The organism is Micromonospora sp. NPDC002717 (assembly GCF_040295705.1).
Classification (GTDB): Bacteria; Actinomycetota; Actinomycetes; order Mycobacteriales; family Micromonosporaceae; genus Micromonospora.
In genome coordinates, this window is the sequence record NZ_JBEOVW010000001.1 from 365,896 (window position 1) to 380,687 (window position 14,792).

Below are 14,792 nucleotides of genomic sequence, written 5' to 3' on the forward strand. Positions count from 1 at the left end.
GGATCCGGGCGCGAGCGCGGCGCGGAGGGCGAGCATGGCCGAGCAAGAGGTTCCGGCGGAGCCGGTCGACCACGGATCCACGCCCGACCGGAGCCGCGGCGGGGCCCCGGCGCCCACCGGCGGGTCCATCGCGACCTCGGCTGACAGCAGCCCGGCGTCGGGCACCGGCTCCGCGGGCACGTCGGAGCCGCCCGCCGACGACGTACGCCGACAGCCTGCCCGGGGCCGGGTGAGCGTGGCCACCGCGGCCGCGCCCGGCGAGGGCGACGCGGCACCGTCGGCCCGCCCGACCGCCGGCACCACCTACCGGGCCACCGGTGCGGCCGCTCCGGCCGGCGCGCCGGTCCCCGAGCAGCGGGCCGCGGCGGCCCGGGCCAGCGCCGCCGTGCCCGGGATGCGCCGGGTCTCCGCCGACGAGGCCTCGGCGATCCGGTCGGGCACGGGCGAGGCGAGGGTCTACCGGGCGGCACCGGTCAACCCGGAGCCGCCGGAGCCCGCCCAGCCGCCGGAACCGGCGCAGCCGCCCAAGCCGCCGGTGCCGGAGCCCGAGCCGGCGCCGGCCCCCGTGCCGCCGGTGCCCGGCCCGAACCCGCCGTCCCCGAACCCGCCGGTCCCGGCCCCGACCCCGCCGGTCCCGACCCCGCCGATCCCCGTCCCGGCGCCGCCCCGGCCGGGGCCCACTCCACCGGGCCCGGTGCCGCCCGTGCCGGGTCCGCCGACGCCGCCGCCCGGGCCGCCGGTGCCAGCCCCGCCGCCACCGCCCGGCCCGATGCCGGCGCCGCCGTTCCCGCCGCCGCCCGCCACGGCCACCGCGCCCGTCCCGGCCCCGCCGGCAGCGCCCGCGAGCCCGCCGGCGTCCCCCGTCCCGGCTGTCTCCGCCCCGCCGGCCCCCGCGCCGTCGTTCACCACGCCGTCGGTCTCCCCGCCGTCGGTCTCCCCGCCGCTGCTCTCCACCCCGCCGGCGTCCGCGCCGCCGTTCGCCGCGCCGCAGGTCTCCGCCCCGCCGACGTCCGCCCCGCCGGCGTCCGCGCCACCGGTCTCCGCGGTGCCCGTACCCGCTCCCGCGATGGCGACCTGGCCGCCGCCGACCAGCCCCGGTGACCGTCGGCCGGGCGGCACCGAGCCGGCCACGCCCCCCGGGGAGGCGCGCCGGCTGAGCGATCGCCCCGCTGACGCGGGTCGTGGCGGGGGCCCGGCGGCACCGGGCGGGCGGCCCGACGCCGCCACCGCCGGGCGCTTCGACGGCGGGACCGACCTGGGCACGATCTACGGCGCCGGCTCGGAAGGTCCGGGCTTCGCCACCGTCTCCTTCCCGACCAACCCGCTGGAGAACTCCGGCTCGTTGACCGGGCACATCCTGGCCCAGGGCTGGACGGAGACCCCCACCGAGGAGCGGTCCAGCACGGCCAGGGTCATGATCGTCCTGGCCGCCTCGCTGGGTCTGCTCGTGGCGATCAGCGTGCTGGTCGTCCTGCTGGCCACCGACACCGTGGGCGGGCTGGTGGGCGGCATCCTGACCAAGTGAGCCGTCCGGCGACGACCATGGTGAGCCCGCCCACTACCGATCCGTGGTGCGGTGGCGGGCTCGCCGCTCCGCCGTACACTGGTGGAGATCACTGACCCGGCGCGCGTCGTGCGCGCCCATGGGCGATCTTGCGGGCGATTCGGCGGCGTTCAGCTGCGGCAGGCCAACGCGAAGATGCGCCCCGCTCGAAAGGCATTTCTTGACCGCGTTTGCTGAACCCGGCACGTTTCCGCCCGCCCTCGACACCGCCGACGCGCAGTCCGTCGTCGAACAGGACGCCACCCCGCAGGACTCCGCCGCACCGGTGACGGCCGAGGCCACCGACTTCGCCGCGCTGGGGCTGCCCCAGCCGCTGGTCCGCGCGCTCGCCCGGCAGGGCATCACCGCCCCGTTCGAGATCCAGCGCGCCACCATGCCGGACGCGCTCGCCGGCCGGGACGTCCTCGGTCGGGGCCAGACCGGCTCCGGCAAGACCCTGGCCTTCGGCCTGCCGCTGCTGGCCCGGGTGGCCGACGGCGAGCGGGCCCGGCCGCTGCACCCGCGGGCCCTGGTCCTGGTGCCGACCCGCGAGCTCGCCATGCAGGTCAACGACGCGCTGCTGCCGCTCGGCAAGGCCGTCGGCGTGTTCCTGAAGACCGCCGTCGGCGGCGTGCCGTACGACCGGCAGATCGACGCCCTGCGGCGCGGCGTGGAGATCGTCGTGGCCACCCCGGGCCGGCTGGGCGACCTGATCGCCCGGGGCGTGTGCCACCTGGACGACGTGGAGATCACGGTCCTCGACGAGGCCGACCAGATGGCCGACATGGGCTTCCTGCCCGAGGTCACCGAGCTGCTGGCGAAGACGCCGGCGGGCACCCAGCGGCTGCTCTTCTCGGCCACTCTGGACGGTGACGTCGACGCGCTGGTCAAGCGGTTCATGACCGACCCGGTGACCCACTCGACCGCCCCGTCCACCGCATCGGTGTCCACCATGGACCACCACATGCTGCTGATCCCGCCGCACGACAAGTTCCCGGTGGCGGCGTCCATCGCGGCCCGGGACGGGCGGACCATGGTCTTCGCCCGCACCCAGCTCGGCGTGGACCGGCTGGTCGAGCAGCTCGCCGCCGTGGGCGTACGCGCGGGTGGCCTGCACGGCGGCAAGACGCAGCGGATGCGTACCCGCACGCTGGCCGAGTTCCGTGAGGGTCGGATGAACGTCCTGGTCGCCACGGACGTGGCGGCCCGGGGCATCCACGTGGACGGCGTCTCGCTGGTGCTGCACGTCGACCCGCCGAAGGACCCGAAGGACTACCTGCACCGCGCGGGGCGTACCGCTCGGGCCGGGGAGTCGGGCGCGGTCGCCACGCTGGTGCTACCGAAGCAGCGCCGGACGACCCTCGCCATGCTGGAGAAGGCCGGCGTGGCGCCGGCCGAGACCCGGGTGCGCGCCGGCGACCCGGCGCTCGCCGAGCTGACCGGCGCCCGCGAGCCGAGCGGCGTCCCGGTCCGCAACGAGCCCGAGGAGCCGCGCCGGCACGGCGACCGGCCGGGCGGCCCGCGCCGCTTCGGCGACCGCGACGCCCGCGGCGAGCGCCGCTACGGCGATCGGCCCCAGGGCGACCGCCGCGGCTACGGCGACCGCATCCAGGGCGAGCGCCGCTACGGCGACCGGCCCACCGAGGGACGCGGCTACGGCGAGCGGGGCTTCGCGGACCGGGGCGAGCGGCGCTACGGCGACCGGCCGACCGAGGGACGCGGCTACGGCGACCGGGACGGGCGCGGCGAGCGCCGCTACGGCGACCGGCCGACCGACAGCCGGGGCTTCGGCGACCGGCCGCAGGGCGACCGCCGCGGCTACGGCGACCGCACCCAGGGCGAGCGCCGCTACGGCGACCGGCCCACCGAGGGGCGCGGCTACGGCGACCGGCCGGCCGACAGCCGGGGCTACGGCGACCGGCCGCAGGGCGAGCGGCGCTACGGCGACCGGCCGACCGAGGGACGCGGCTACGGCGAGCGCGGCGAGCGACGCTTCGGCGACCGGGGCGGCTTCCGGCCCGAGGGCCGGGGTCGTGACGACCGGCCGCGCGACGAGCGGCGGGGCTTCGGCGGGCGGCCGCCGGCGCGTACCCACTGATCACGAGCACCGACCGGAACGCCGTCGCGGAGCCCACGCTCCACGGCGGCGTTTCCGCATCCGCTGCCGGTGTCGGTCGCGTCGCGTAACGTCCGGCTCATGCCGACCATGCCGAAGTCGCTCTTCTGGACCCGGACGGACACCGCCGGCACGGAGCACGCGCTGTTCGACGACGGCCGGGGGTTGACCGCTCGGGGCACGCTCACGGCCGTCGACCCGGTCCCCTACACCTGCCGCTATCAGCTCACCACCGACCCGGAGTGGGTGACCGCCCGGGCCGAGGTCGAGGTGGAGGGCACCGGGTGGCTGCGGAGCGTACGCCTGGAACGGGCCGGCGGCCGGTGGCGGGTGACCACCGGCGAGCAGGGCGACCTGGACGCGGCGCTGCGGGCCGCCGGCCATCCGCCCGCCGGGCTGCCCGGCACGGACGACCCGGACCGGCTGGCCGAGGCGCTGGACGTCGACCTCGGCGGTTCGCCGCTGTTCAACGCCCTGCCGGTGCACCGTCTCGGGTTGCCCCGCGCGCCGGCCGACACGCCGCACCGGGTCGCCGTCGCCTGGGTGCTGGTGCCCAGCCTGATGGTGGTGCCCGCCGAGCAGGTCTACACGCCGCTCGGCCCCGGCCGGGTCCGCTTCACCAGTGACACGTTCACCGCCGAGATCGACCTCGACGCCGACGGCTACGTGGTGCGCTACCCGGGGTTGGCCGAGCGCGTCGACCCGCGCTGACCGCCCGGCCCGGTGCCGGAGTCGTCCAGCCGGACGTGTCGCCGCGGGTCAGGCCGGCCAGGCGCCGTCGGCGAGGAAGCGCTCGATCGTCGACAGGTGCGGGCCCAGGTCGAGCCCCTGGGCGGCCACCCAGTCGTCGGCGTAGTAGGTGTCGGCGTAGCGGTCGCCGGCGTCGCAGATCAGGGTGACCACCGAGCCGGTGCGGCCCTCGGCGAGCATCTCCGCGATCAGCCCGAAGGCGCCCCACAGGTTCGTGCCGGTCGAACCGCCCACCCGGCGGCCGAGCACGGCCGAGCCGGCCCGCATGGCGGCCAGCGAGGCGGCGTCGGGCACCTGGACCATCCGGTCCACCACCGAGGGCAGGAACGACGCCTCCACGGTCGGCCGGCCGATCCCCTCGATCCGCGAGCCGCGCCCGGTGCGGACCGACCAGTCGGCCGCCTGCCAGGCGGGATAGAACGCGGAGTTCTCCGGGTCGACCACGCAGAGCTTGGTGGGCAGCCGCCGGTAGCGGGCGTACCGGCCGATGGTGGCGCTGGTGCCGCCGGTGCCGGCGCCCACCACGATCCACGTCGGCACGGGGTGCCGCTCCAGGGCGAGCTGCGCGTAGATCGACTCGGCGATGTTGTTGTTGCCCCGCCAGTCGGTGGCCCGCTCGGCGAAGGTGAACTGGTCCATGAAGCGCCCGCCGGAGTCCTCCGCCAGCCAACGGGCCTCGACGACCACCTTGGCCGGGTCGTCAACGAGGTGGCAGCGGCCGCCCTGGAACTCGATCTGGGCGATCTTCTCCGGCGAGGTGGAGGCCGGCATCACCGCGATGAACGGCAGCCCCAGCATCCGCGCGAAGTACGCCTCCGAGACCGCCGTCGAGCCGGAGGACGCCTCGACGATCGTGGTGCCCGGGCCGATCCAGCCGTTGCACAGCCCGTAGAGGAAGAGCGAGCGGGCCAGCCGGTGCTTGAGGGAGCCGGTGGGGTGCACCGACTCGTCCTTCAGGTAGAGGTCGATCCCCCACGCCCGGGGCAGCGGGAACGGCAGCAGGTGGGTGTCGGCGGACCGGTTGGCGTCCGCCTCGACGGTGGCGATCGCATCGGTCACCCAGCGCCGGCTGGCCTCGTCGCACCGGTCGAGATGAGTCACGTCCGAAACCTAGCAAGCCCGCTCAGCGTGGCTCGGCTCCGGCCCGGCGACGCTGGCGGCGCTGACCCGCCCGGCCGGCCGCGAGGATCAGCGGGGCGAGCCGCACGGCCGGGCCGGGCAGCGCGTCGAGCAGCCGGACCTGCGCGCCGCGCCAGCGCGGCACGCTGACCACCGGGCGGGGCCGGCGGGCCAGGCGCGCCGCCCGGCGGGCCACCCGCTCGGGGTTCAGCAGCGTCCCGGTGAAGGAGACCGCGGCGCCCGGGTCGTCGAGCCTGTCGTGCAGCATCGGCGTCCAGATCCCGTCCGGGCAGAGGCACGACACGTGTACGCCCCGGTGCCCGGCCAGCCGCAGGTCGGCGAGGGTGCCGATGCTGAAGGCCACCAGGGCGTGCTTGCTGGCCGCGTAGACGGTCTCGCCGGGGGCGGCCACCAGCCCGGCCAGCGAGACGACGTTGACCACGTGCCCGTGCCCCTGCGCCCGCATGACGGCCAGCGCGGCGAGGGTGCCGTTCATCGCACCGAGGGTGTTCACCTCGACCACCCGGCGGCGGGTCGCCGCGTCGTGCTCCCAGGAGGGGCCGGTGACGAGGATGCCGGCGTTGTTCACCCAGAGGCCGAGCCCGCCCCGGCCGGCCGCCTCGGCGGCGACGGCGGCGCAGGCGGCCTCGTCGCGGACGTCCAGCGGGCGGGACCAGCCGCCGAGCGGCGCGGCGGCGTCGGCCACCGCCCCGGCGTCGAGGTCGGTGAGGAGCACCGGCCAGCCGTCGGCGTGCAGGGCGGCGGCGATGGCCCGGCCGAGGCCGCCGGCGGCACCGGTGACCACGGCCGCCCCGGGGACGGGCTTCGTCATCGGCGCACGCTATCGCCGCCGACGGCGGGACGCCAGGGCCGGCGGGACGCCCCGGCGGGCCGGGCGTGCCCCGTGCCGCGCCGGTCAGGTGGTGGGCGTCACCGGGGGCTGCGGGCGGTTCTCCCACTTGGTGGAGAGGGCGATGCCGGTCCGGGTGGAGGCGACGCCGGGGGTACGGTTCAGTCGCACGATCAGCCGCTCCAGCTCCGCGATGGTGCCGACCCTGGCCTTGAGCAGGAACGACTCGACGCCGGCCATGAAGTAGCAGGACTCGATCTCGGGCATCTGCCGGAACGCCTCGAGCACGTCGTCGGTGTCGGCGCCCGAGTCCTGGATGATCCCGATGAGCGCGGTGACGGCGAGGCCGATCGACTCGGGCTCCACCTCCGCCCGGTACGCCCGGATCACGCCGCCGGTCTCCAGCTTGCCGACCCGTTCGTGCACGGCCGGCGCGGAGAGGCCCACCTGCCGGGCCAGCTCGGCGTAGGACAGGCGGGCGTTGCCGCGCAGCAGTTCCACGAGGCTCAGGTCGATGGCGTCCACGGACTGTAGACCCTAGCGGTCCGGGCGTAACGTCGGGCGCTCGGAGCGCGTTGAACATGACAGGGTGTAGTCGTTCGCAAACTCACAGTCAAGGGAGTGGTCCGCAGGTAATATTTCCTAACTTCCCACTCAGTGCGTTTTTCGCGTTTGGCGGACAGGCCAGGTCGCTGGTGCTGTAATTGCCATACGTCCCTCATGACGGCTCTGGGCTCGCACCGGCCGGGGGCAGTGTGTTCAGCCGGGGGCTTCGTCGACGCGAGGAGGGGGCTGTGGACACTGGAGATCGCCTGCTGACACCGGGTGAAGTTGCCGCACTGTTTCGGGTTGACCCGAAGACTGTGACGCGATGGGCGGCGGCGGGCCGGATAGGCAGCATCCGGACTCCAGGCGGGCACCGCCGGTTTCGGGAATCCGAGGTGCGGGCCCTGCTTGAGGGTGAGGGCATGTTGGACGAGGCGGAGGACGTCGGCAAGCCGCGCAACGCGGGCCCGGCCGCCTCGACCGGCCCAGGCCCGGCCAACGCGGGAATGTACTGATCGGTGCGGATCGCCGCGCGGACCGGACACCGACTCCGGTCCGCGGCCCTGTGAACCCGGCCGGGCTCAGTCCCGGGCCGCGCCCAACTCACCAGACCAGCGGCGGAACAGGTCGTGCGGTACGCCGAGGGCGTCCAGCACCTTGCCGGCGACGAAGTCGACGAGCTGCTGGGCGGAGGCCGCCGCCCCCGCACCGTAGAAGCCGGGGCTGGCCGGCAGGACCACCGCCCCGGCGTCGTGCAGGGCGATCAGGTGCTCCAGGTGGCTGCGGGTCACCGGCGTCTCCCGGGGCACCACCACCACCGGCCGGCGCTCCTTGAGGTTCACCTCGGCGGCGCGCTGGAGCAGGTCCTTGGAGAGCCCGATGGCGATGCCGGCGCAGGCCGCCGTACTCGCCGGGACCACCGCCATCCCGCGTACCCGGTAGGAGCCGCTGCTCGGGCCGGCCGCCAGGTCGCCGGCGGGCCAGTGCCGCACGTCGGCGCCCGCGAGGTCCCGGCCCAGCCAGGTGGCCAGGTCCTCCGCCCAGTGCGCGTCCCGGAACGGGCGGCCGGTCTCGTCCAGGACCGTCAGCCGGGCGGCCCGGGAGACGATCAGGTCCACCGGCTCCCCGGCGTCGAGCAGCGCCCGCACGACGGACGCCGCGTACGGCGTTCCGGACGCCCCGGAGACCCCGACCACCCATGGTTCCCGCATGCCACCAGCCTGCCTGGTCGCTCGCCGGCGCCGTCACGCACCCCCGGACCGGCGCCCGCCCGGGATACCCGCCTGTGGGGCGGTTTGTCCCCGACGAGCGCGATGTCGGCCGGGATCGCGGGCATCCCGGCGACCTGACATGCTGCCGGGGCGATTCGCACGGACGCAGATCGCACGCGGGAGGAATCGGTGATGACCGACGAGATCCTCTGGTCGCTGCGGTCGGAGTGCCCCATCCCGCCCCGGCTCTCGCCGCACGCCGACCGGGTGCAGGGCTGGCTGACCGACGACCTGCTGCCGGGCCTCGGCCTGCCGGCCGACGACGGGACCCCGCAACGGCTGGCCCGCGCCGGCGTCGCCCGGTACGCCGGCCGCCTCTACCCGGGCGCCACGGAGCCCGACCTGCGCGTGCTGGCCGCGCTGTTCACCTGGTTCTTCCTGGTCGACGACGCGTGCGACGGGCCGGGCCGGCTCGGCCCGGACGAGATCCGGGCGCTGCGCGCCGGCGCGCTGACCCTTCTGCGTGAGGGCCCCCGGATCCGGCACGCCGGACTCACCGGGCCGCTGCGGCGGCTGCTGGTGCGCGCGTGGCGGGAGCCGCGCCGGCGAATGCCGGCCCGCTGGCGGCTGCGCTTCGCCGAGGCGGTCGCCGACCACCTCGACGGCACGTGGCGGGAGGCGGTCAACAAGTCGGCCGGACGCCACCCCGGCGTCGCCGAGTACGTCGAGCTGCGACGCGCCACCTCCGCCACGTACGTGTCGTACCCGCTGGTGGAGTTCGTCACCGGGCGTCCGCTGCCCGACGCGGTGCACCACCACCCGCTGCTGCGCCGGGTCGCCGCCACCGGGAACGACCTGGTCTCCTGGTACAACGACCTGGCCTCGCTGGAGCGCGACCGGGCCACCTCGGGCGGGCACAACCTGGTGCTGGCGACCGCCGCCGAGCACGGGGTGCCGGTGGAGACCGCGGTCGCGCTGACCGCCGAGCGCTGGCGGGCGTCGATGCGGCGCTTCGTCGAGCTGCGGGCGGCGGTGCCGTCGTTCGGGCCGGCGCTGGTCGAGGCGGTCACCGACCACCTCGACGGGGTGGCGAACGCCGTCCGGGCGACCGTCGACTGGACGCTGGAGAGTGATCGCTACCCGGGCTCCCACCCCGAGCCCGCCGCCCTCCGCTGACCCTCGCCGCCCGCACCCCGGCCCTCCGGCGAGCCCGCCCACCGAGGGGGCGCTGCGGCCGGCGCGGTCAGGGGCGCAGGTCGAGGCGGATCACCAGGTCGAGCAGGGCGAAGACGAACAGCGCGATGCCGACGAAGCCGTTGGCGGTGAAGAAGGCCCGGTTGACCTTGCTCAGGTCGGTCGGGGTGACGACCACGTGCTGGTAGCCGAACGCGAGCGCGGTCAGCGCCAGCCCGATCCACCAGGGCCAGCCGAAGCCGACCAGCGCGCCGAACCAGATGAAGAGCGCGAAGGTCACCACGTGCGCCACGGTCGAGGCGTGCAGGGCGAAGCGCCGGCCGTACCGGGCGGGCACGCTGTGCACCCCGATCTCCCGATCGATCTCGGAGTCCTGGCAGGCGTAGATGAGGTCGAAGCCGCCGATCCAGAGCCCGACGGCCGCGCCGAGCAGCCAGGCGGGCCACGAGCCGTCGAGGGTGCCGGTGACCCCCAGCCACGCGCCGACCGGGCCCACCGCCTGGGCGACCGCCAGGATGGCGTGCGGCCAGTTGGTGAACCGCTTGCCGTACGGGTAGACCACCAGCGGCACCACAGCGAGCGGCGCGAGCACCAGGCAGAGCGGGTTGAGCAGGGCGGCGGCGGCGAGGAAGACCACGAGCGCGACCGCCGCGCCGGTCCAGGCCGTCCGCACGCTGACCGCCCCGGTGACCAGCTCCCGGGAGGCGGTACGCGGGTTCCGCGCGTCGATCCGGCGGTCCAGGATCCGGTTGGCCGCCATGGCGAACGTGCGCGCGCCCACCATCGCCACGGTGATCAGCAGCAGGTCCCCCCACCGCACCCGCCCCCCGTGAACCTGCATGGCGGTCAACGCCGACAGGTACGCGAACGGCAGCGCGAACACGGAGTGCTCGATCGCCACGAGCTTGAGGAAGGACTTGACCCGGCCGGGACGCTCCACCGGCTCGGCGACGGCGGTGGCCATCAGATGCCGTACTCCTTCCACCGCTTGTCCACCAGGGAGACGACCTCGGGGGCCATCGTCATCTCCTCCGGCCAGCCCCGGGTGTAGCCCTCGCCGGGCAGCTTGCGGGTCGCGTCGACGCCCGCCTTGCCACCCCAGAACTGCTGGTACGACGCGTGGTCCAGGTGGTCCACCGGGCCCTCGGTGAGCAGCAGGTCGCGGGCGTAGTCGACGTTGCCGAAGGCGCGGAAGGCGACCTCGTTGTAGTCGTGCACGTCGCAGTCCTCGTCGACGATCACGATCAGCTTGGTCAGCGACATCATGTGCGCACCCCAGATCGCGTTCATGACCTTCTGGGCGTGCTTCGGGTAGCGCTTGCGGATCGACACGATCGCGCAGTTGTGAAAGACCCCGGCGGCCGGCAGGTCGTAATCGACGATGTCCGGGATCAGGAAGCGCAGCAACGGCGCGAAGATCCGCTCGGTGGCCTTGCCGAGGCCGTGGTCCTCCTGCGGCGGTTGCGACGTGACGATCGAGTGGTAGACCGGGTCGCGCTGCATGGTCATGCACTCGATGTGCATCACCGGGAAGGGCTCCACCGGCGTGTAGAAGCCGGTGTGGTCGCCGAACGGCCCCTCCGGGAGCCGCTCGCCCGGCTCGATGTAGCCCTCCAGGACGACCTGCGCGTGCGCCGGCACCTGCAACGGGACCGTCAGGCAGTCCGTCATCTCGACCCGCTCGCCGCGCAGGAACCCGGCGAACAGGTACTCGTCGATGTCGGCGGGGAGTGGCGCGCTGGCCGAGTAGGCGACCGCGGGATCGGCGCCGATGGCGATGGCCACCGGCAGCCGCTGCCCGAGCCGCTCGGCGACCGCGTGGTGCGCCGTGGAGTTCTTGTGGATCTGCCAGTGCATGCCGATGGTGTTCCGCGAGTGCTGCTGCAACCGGTACAACCCCAGGTTGCGCTTGCCGGTCTCCGGGTGCTTGGTGTGGGTCAGCCCGAAGTTGTGGAAGATCCCGCCGTCACCCGGCCAGACCTGCAGCCCCGGCAGCCGGTTCAGGTCGACGTCGTCGCCACGGTAGACCACCTGCTGGCAGGGGGCGGTCCTGACCTTCTTCGGCGGCATCGACTTGAGCTGCATGACCTTGCCGAGGCCGTCCATCATCCCGGAGAGGCCCATCGGCAACTCCGGCATGAGCATGTTGCCGATCCGCTCGCCGATCTCGTCGAGCCGCTCGACGCCGAGCGCCATCGCCATCCGCTTCTCGGTGCCGAAGAGGTTGATCGCCACCGGCATCTCGCCCCGGGTCGGCCGCTCGAAGAGCAACGCGGGGCCGTCCGCGCGGACCGTCCGGGTGACGATCTCGCTGATCTCCAGGGTGGGATCGACGGGGACGCTCACCCGCCGCAGCTCGCCCGCGCGCTCCAGCGCCGCGAGGAAGTCCTTCAGATCGTTGTACGGGAAGCCACGAGCCGCCATGCCTGCCAGTCTCCCGCACCGGCACCCCGGCTCCCCCAGCCGGGTCGGGTGATGTCGACCGCCCCGTGTGCGTTCCGCCACACCGACCACCCGGCGGGGGACAACCGGGTCGCCGCCGGACGCTGACCGGGCGTTCGTCAGCCGGCGGGCTGCCAGGCGTACGCGGCCACGGGCGGGTCGAGCGGCGCGCCGGTGAGCCGGTTGGCGAAGGTGGAGATGGTGTACGTCCCCACGCCGAGCACCACGTCCAGGGCGTGTCGGGGCTGGTAGCCGGCCGCCAGGAAGGCGCGGGTCCCCTCCTCGGGCACCGCGCCCCGCTGGTCGAGCACCGCGAGGGTGAAGCGCCGCAGCGCCTCCAGCCGGTCGTCGGGCAGCGGCGCGCCGGCGCGCAGCGCCTCGATCAGCCCGGGCGCGGCGCCGTGCCGGGTCAGCGTGGCGGTGTGCATGGCCACGCAGAGGTGGCACTCGTTGCGGGTGGCGACGGTCAGCACGACCACCTCCCGCTCGACCGGGCCGAGCGCGCAGCCCTCGAAGATGCCGTTGACGGTGAGGAACCCCTTGAGCAGCTCCGGGGACCCGGCCATGAGACCGACCGCGGCGGGCAGGTGGCCGAGCTTGTGGCGTACCGCCTCGATGGTCGGGCGCGCGGCGGCGGGGGCGGTCTCGGGGGTGTGGGGCGTGAAGACGGGCACGGGGTGACCTTTCGTCGGGAGCAACAGGCGTCGCCGGGCGCGGCAGGGCGGAGCGGCACCGGCGGTGACGTACGATCGTCAACGTGGTTGTCCAAATGGTAAACGTGGTTGTCGAACATGGCAACTGACCCCGACCGACCCGGCTTCCTGCTGCCCCTGCTGCTGCTGGCCGGCTTCCGTACGCTCATCGACGACCTGCACGCGGAGCTGGCCCGGCAGGGGCACCCGGAGCTGCGACCGCTGCACGGCTTCGTCCTCCAGGCGGTCGGCGCCGACGGCACCACCGCGACCGAGCTGGGCCAACGGTTGGGAATCTCCAAACAGGCGGCCGGCAAGACGGTGGACCGCCTGGTCGCCCTCGGCTACCTCGAACGGGCCGACGACCCCCGCGACGCCCGGCGGAAGCTGGTTCGGATGACCCCGCACGGTCTCGACGGGCTACGCCGCTCGGCGATCGTCTTCGACCAGCTCCGGCAACGCTGGGCGGACGCCCTGGGCCCAGACCGGGTCGCCGCCATGGAGGACGACCTGCGTGCGGTCGCGCCGGCCAACTGGTTCCGCCTCGACGTGCCGGGCTGGTTCGGCGGCTGACCGGCCCCCGGGCCCAGCGACACCCGGAGAACTCGAAACCGCGCTGCGGGAGAGACAGGGTGACAGCTCGCTCGTGGATGGGAGGCCAGTACGTGATTCGGCTCCAACAGACAGCTCCGCCGTGGTGACGGTAGTGGCCGCTGGCGGCCTCAGCGACGCCACGGTCATCGCGGCGTCCCGGAGTGACGCCGAACAGTTCGGGGTGCTGTACGACCGGTACGCCGCCCAGCTCTACCGGTACGCCCACCGCCGGCTCGGTCCGGAACGGGCGGAGGACGTGGTCGCCGAGACGTTCCTCGCCGCCTTCCGGCGGCGGGGGACGTACGACCTCGCCCGCGCCGACGCCCGCCCCTGGTTCTTCGGCATCCTGACCAGGGAGATCGCCCGGCACCGACGCGCCGAGGAGGCCCGCTACCGGACGATGGGGCGGGCCGGGGGCGGCGACGTGGCCGAGGGGTTCGCCGACCAGGTGGCCGCCTCGGTCACCGCCCAGGCGAACCGCCGCACCCTGGCGGACGCGCTGCGCCGGCTCTCCCCCGGCGACCGCGACGTGCTGCTGCTCGTCGCGTGGAGCGACCTCAGCTACGAGGAGGTCGCCGACACGCTGCACATCAAGATCGGCACGGTGCGCTCCCGGCTGCACCGCGCCCGCCGGAAGCTGCGGAACGCGCTCGGCGACACCAACCCGACGGACTTCTCCGAGGTGGACCGATGAACGACCTGAAGGTGCTCGACGAGTTCGGAACGACGCTCGACCCGGACGCGGCGACCCCGCCCGCCCGGCTGCGGCACCGCGTGCTCAGCGAGGCGAGCCGCCGGCCCGGTCGCCTCCGGGCGCCCCGGTTCGCGGCGCCCCGGTTCGGCTGGCGGATGGCGGCGGTAGGCGGAATGGCGACGGTGCTCACCGCCGGCGTGCTGGTCACCCAGGTGGTGCCGATGGGCGGCCAGCCCCCGGCGTCCACCGCGTCCGCCGCCGAGCGGATCCTGGCCGACGCCGCCGCCCAGGCCCAGCGCCAGCCCACCGTCGCCGTCCGGGCCGACCAGTTCGTCTACGTCGAGTCGATCACCGCGGGGCTGAGCCGGATCGAGGGCGGGCCCAGGCCGGGAACAGACGGCCCGAAGCAGCGCCGGGTCTGGCTCTCGGTCGATGGCACCCGGGACGGCGTGGTCCGTGAGCGCCCCCGCGGCGGAGCCGGGAACTGGGTGGACATTCCACTGCCCGGCTGCCGGGACGGGAAGAGCATCGTCAGCGAGTACGGCAAGACCACCGAGCTGGAGTGCCAGCCGACCGCCGGCCACCGCGCGAACCTGCCGACCGACGCCGACGCGATGCTGGCGTACCTCTATCCCGACGGTCCGGGCAACCAGAACCCGCGCGACCAGCAGGCGTTCACCGCCGCCGGCGACCTGATCCGCGAGGCGTACCTCTCGCCGGCCTCGCTCGCCGCGGTCTTCACGGCGGTCGCGAAGATCCCCGGTGTCCGGGTGGTCGGCGACGTCACCGACGAGGCCGGGCGGGCCGGGGTGGCCCTGGCCCTGACCGAGGTGCAGGGCACTCGCGCCGAGCTGATCTTCGACCGGCAGAGCCACGCCTACCTCGGCGAGCGATCCGTGCTGGTGCGCGACCAGGACGGGATGAAGGCCGGTCAGGTGCTCAACTCGACGGCGGTGCTCACGGTCGCGATCGTCGACGGGTCGGGGCAACTGCCGAAGTGACCGGGCCGGGGCGGGCGGCCACGCGGGGCCGCCCGCCGCT

General features: G+C 74.9%; 15 protein-coding genes. 8 read left to right on the top strand and 7 right to left on the bottom strand.

What is annotated here, in order from left to right; all coding sequences use genetic code 11:
• The first annotated feature begins 34 nt into the window (after nt 1-34).
• The 3 genes from ABT006_RS01780 (at nt 35) to ABT006_RS01790 (ending at nt 4,370) form a co-directional block, all read left to right on the top strand.
• Nucleotides 35-1,525, top strand: coding sequence for a hypothetical protein (locus ABT006_RS01780; protein WP_350701936.1), 1,491 nt, complete (start codon nt 35-37; stop codon nt 1,523-1,525).
• Nucleotides 1,526-1,643: 118 nt separating this feature from the next.
• On the top strand, nt 1,644-3,641 hold the full coding sequence (locus ABT006_RS01785; RefSeq protein WP_350701938.1) for a DEAD/DEAH box helicase: 1,998 nt from the start codon (nt 1,644-1,646) through the stop codon (nt 3,639-3,641).
• Nucleotides 3,642-3,749: 108 nt separating this feature from the next.
• Complete coding sequence (locus tag ABT006_RS01790; protein ID WP_350702683.1) at nt 3,750-4,370, top strand: putative glycolipid-binding domain-containing protein; 621 nt, start codon at nt 3,750-3,752, stop codon at nt 4,368-4,370.
• A 48-nt stretch (nt 4,371-4,418) separates the two neighbouring features.
• On the opposite strand, the gene cds1 is transcribed toward ABT006_RS01790, so the two are convergent.
• The 3 genes from cds1 to ABT006_RS01805 all read right to left on the bottom strand — a co-directional run bounded on the left by cds1 (nt 4,419) and on the right by ABT006_RS01805 (nt 6,903).
• Nucleotides 4,419-5,510: an L-cysteine desulfhydrase Cds1 gene (gene cds1 / locus ABT006_RS01795; protein WP_350701940.1), complete on the bottom strand. Its 1,092-nt coding sequence runs from the start codon at nt 5,508-5,510 to the stop codon at nt 4,419-4,421.
• A gap of 22 nt (nt 5,511-5,532) precedes the next feature.
• Nucleotides 5,533-6,360 (bottom strand): SDR family NAD(P)-dependent oxidoreductase, encoded by an 828-nt coding sequence (locus ABT006_RS01800; protein WP_350701942.1) that lies wholly within the window; start codon nt 6,358-6,360, stop codon nt 5,533-5,535.
• A gap of 84 nt (nt 6,361-6,444) precedes the next feature.
• Nucleotides 6,445-6,903, bottom strand: a complete 459-nt coding sequence (locus ABT006_RS01805; protein WP_350701944.1) for an Lrp/AsnC family transcriptional regulator — start codon at nt 6,901-6,903, stop codon at nt 6,445-6,447.
• A 269-nt stretch (nt 6,904-7,172) separates the two neighbouring features.
• Here ABT006_RS01805 and ABT006_RS01810 point away from each other — a divergent pair, with 269 nt between their 5' ends.
• The gene (locus ABT006_RS01810; protein ID WP_089002465.1) at nt 7,173-7,439 is read left to right on the top strand and encodes a BldC family transcriptional regulator; all 267 of its coding nucleotides are present in this window, start codon (nt 7,173-7,175) and stop codon (nt 7,437-7,439) included.
• Between the two features lie 66 nt (nt 7,440-7,505).
• On the opposite strand, the gene ABT006_RS01815 is transcribed toward ABT006_RS01810, so the two are convergent.
• Entirely contained in the window at nt 7,506-8,135 is a 630-nt protein-coding gene (locus ABT006_RS01815; RefSeq protein WP_350701946.1) for a UbiX family flavin prenyltransferase, read from the bottom strand.
• Between the two features lie 192 nt (nt 8,136-8,327).
• Between ABT006_RS01815 and ABT006_RS01820 the strand changes: the two genes are divergently transcribed.
• Nucleotides 8,328-9,311: a terpene synthase family protein gene (locus ABT006_RS01820; RefSeq protein WP_350701948.1), complete on the top strand. Its 984-nt coding sequence runs from the start codon at nt 8,328-8,330 to the stop codon at nt 9,309-9,311.
• A 67-nt stretch (nt 9,312-9,378) separates the two neighbouring features.
• On the opposite strand, the gene mqnP is transcribed toward ABT006_RS01820, so the two are convergent.
• From mqnP to ABT006_RS01835, 3 genes are all read right to left on the bottom strand, one after another.
• Nucleotides 9,379-10,293, bottom strand: a complete 915-nt coding sequence (gene mqnP, locus ABT006_RS01825) for a menaquinone biosynthesis prenyltransferase MqnP (RefSeq protein WP_350701949.1) — start codon at nt 10,291-10,293, stop codon at nt 9,379-9,381.
• Entirely contained in the window at nt 10,293-11,753 is a 1,461-nt protein-coding gene (locus ABT006_RS01830) for a menaquinone biosynthesis decarboxylase (protein WP_350701951.1), read from the bottom strand. The genes mqnP and ABT006_RS01830 overlap by 1 nt, the downstream gene beginning before the upstream one ends.
• A 137-nt stretch (nt 11,754-11,890) precedes the next feature.
• Complete coding sequence (locus ABT006_RS01835) at nt 11,891-12,445, bottom strand: carboxymuconolactone decarboxylase family protein (RefSeq protein ID WP_350701952.1); 555 nt, start codon at nt 12,443-12,445, stop codon at nt 11,891-11,893.
• 117 nt (nt 12,446-12,562) lie between these two features.
• Here ABT006_RS01835 and ABT006_RS01840 point away from each other — a divergent pair, with 117 nt between their 5' ends.
• The 3 genes from ABT006_RS01840 to ABT006_RS01850 all read left to right on the top strand — a co-directional run bounded on the left by ABT006_RS01840 (nt 12,563) and on the right by ABT006_RS01850 (nt 14,752).
• A complete protein-coding gene (locus ABT006_RS01840) occupies nt 12,563-13,036 on the top strand; it encodes a MarR family winged helix-turn-helix transcriptional regulator (RefSeq protein WP_350701954.1) in 474 nt (157 codons plus the stop codon).
• 124 nt (nt 13,037-13,160) lie between these two features.
• Entirely contained in the window at nt 13,161-13,751 is a 591-nt protein-coding gene (locus tag ABT006_RS01845) for an RNA polymerase sigma factor (protein WP_502890844.1), read from the top strand.
• Nucleotides 13,748-14,752 carry a CU044_5270 family protein gene (locus ABT006_RS01850; RefSeq protein ID WP_350701957.1) on the top strand — a complete coding sequence of 335 codons (1,005 nt, stop codon included), beginning with the start codon at nt 13,748-13,750 and terminating at the stop codon, nt 14,750-14,752. The genes ABT006_RS01845 and ABT006_RS01850 overlap by 4 nt, the downstream gene beginning before the upstream one ends.
• The last annotated feature ends 40 nt before the right edge of the window (nt 14,753-14,792 follow it).

What these genes read in the sequence shown, in the direction of transcription:
- ABT006_RS01830 (WP_350701951.1), bottom strand. Translation starts at nt 11,753, where the DNA reads ATGGCGGCTCGTGGCTTCCCGTACAACGATCTGAAGGACTTCCTCGCG.
- ABT006_RS01800 (WP_350701942.1), bottom strand. Translation starts at nt 6,360, where the DNA reads ATGACGAAGCCCGTCCCCGGGGCGGCCGTGGTCACCGGTGCCGCCGGC.
- ABT006_RS01850 (WP_350701957.1), top strand. Translation starts at nt 13,748, where the DNA reads ATGAACGACCTGAAGGTGCTCGACGAGTTCGGAACGACGCTCGACCCG.
- ABT006_RS01790 (WP_350702683.1), top strand. Translation starts at nt 3,750, where the DNA reads ATGCCGAAGTCGCTCTTCTGGACCCGGACGGACACCGCCGGCACGGAG.
- ABT006_RS01840 (WP_350701954.1), top strand. Translation starts at nt 12,563, where the DNA reads ATGGCAACTGACCCCGACCGACCCGGCTTCCTGCTGCCCCTGCTGCTG.
- mqnP (WP_350701949.1), bottom strand. Translation starts at nt 10,293, where the DNA reads ATGGCCACCGCCGTCGCCGAGCCGGTGGAGCGTCCCGGCCGGGTCAAG.
- ABT006_RS01780 (WP_350701936.1), top strand. Translation starts at nt 35, where the DNA reads ATGGCCGAGCAAGAGGTTCCGGCGGAGCCGGTCGACCACGGATCCACG.
- ABT006_RS01820 (WP_350701948.1), top strand. Translation starts at nt 8,328, where the DNA reads ATGACCGACGAGATCCTCTGGTCGCTGCGGTCGGAGTGCCCCATCCCG.
- ABT006_RS01815 (WP_350701946.1), bottom strand. Translation starts at nt 8,135, where the DNA reads ATGCGGGAACCATGGGTGGTCGGGGTCTCCGGGGCGTCCGGAACGCCG.
- ABT006_RS01785 (WP_350701938.1), top strand. Translation starts at nt 1,644, where the DNA reads ATGGGCGATCTTGCGGGCGATTCGGCGGCGTTCAGCTGCGGCAGGCCA.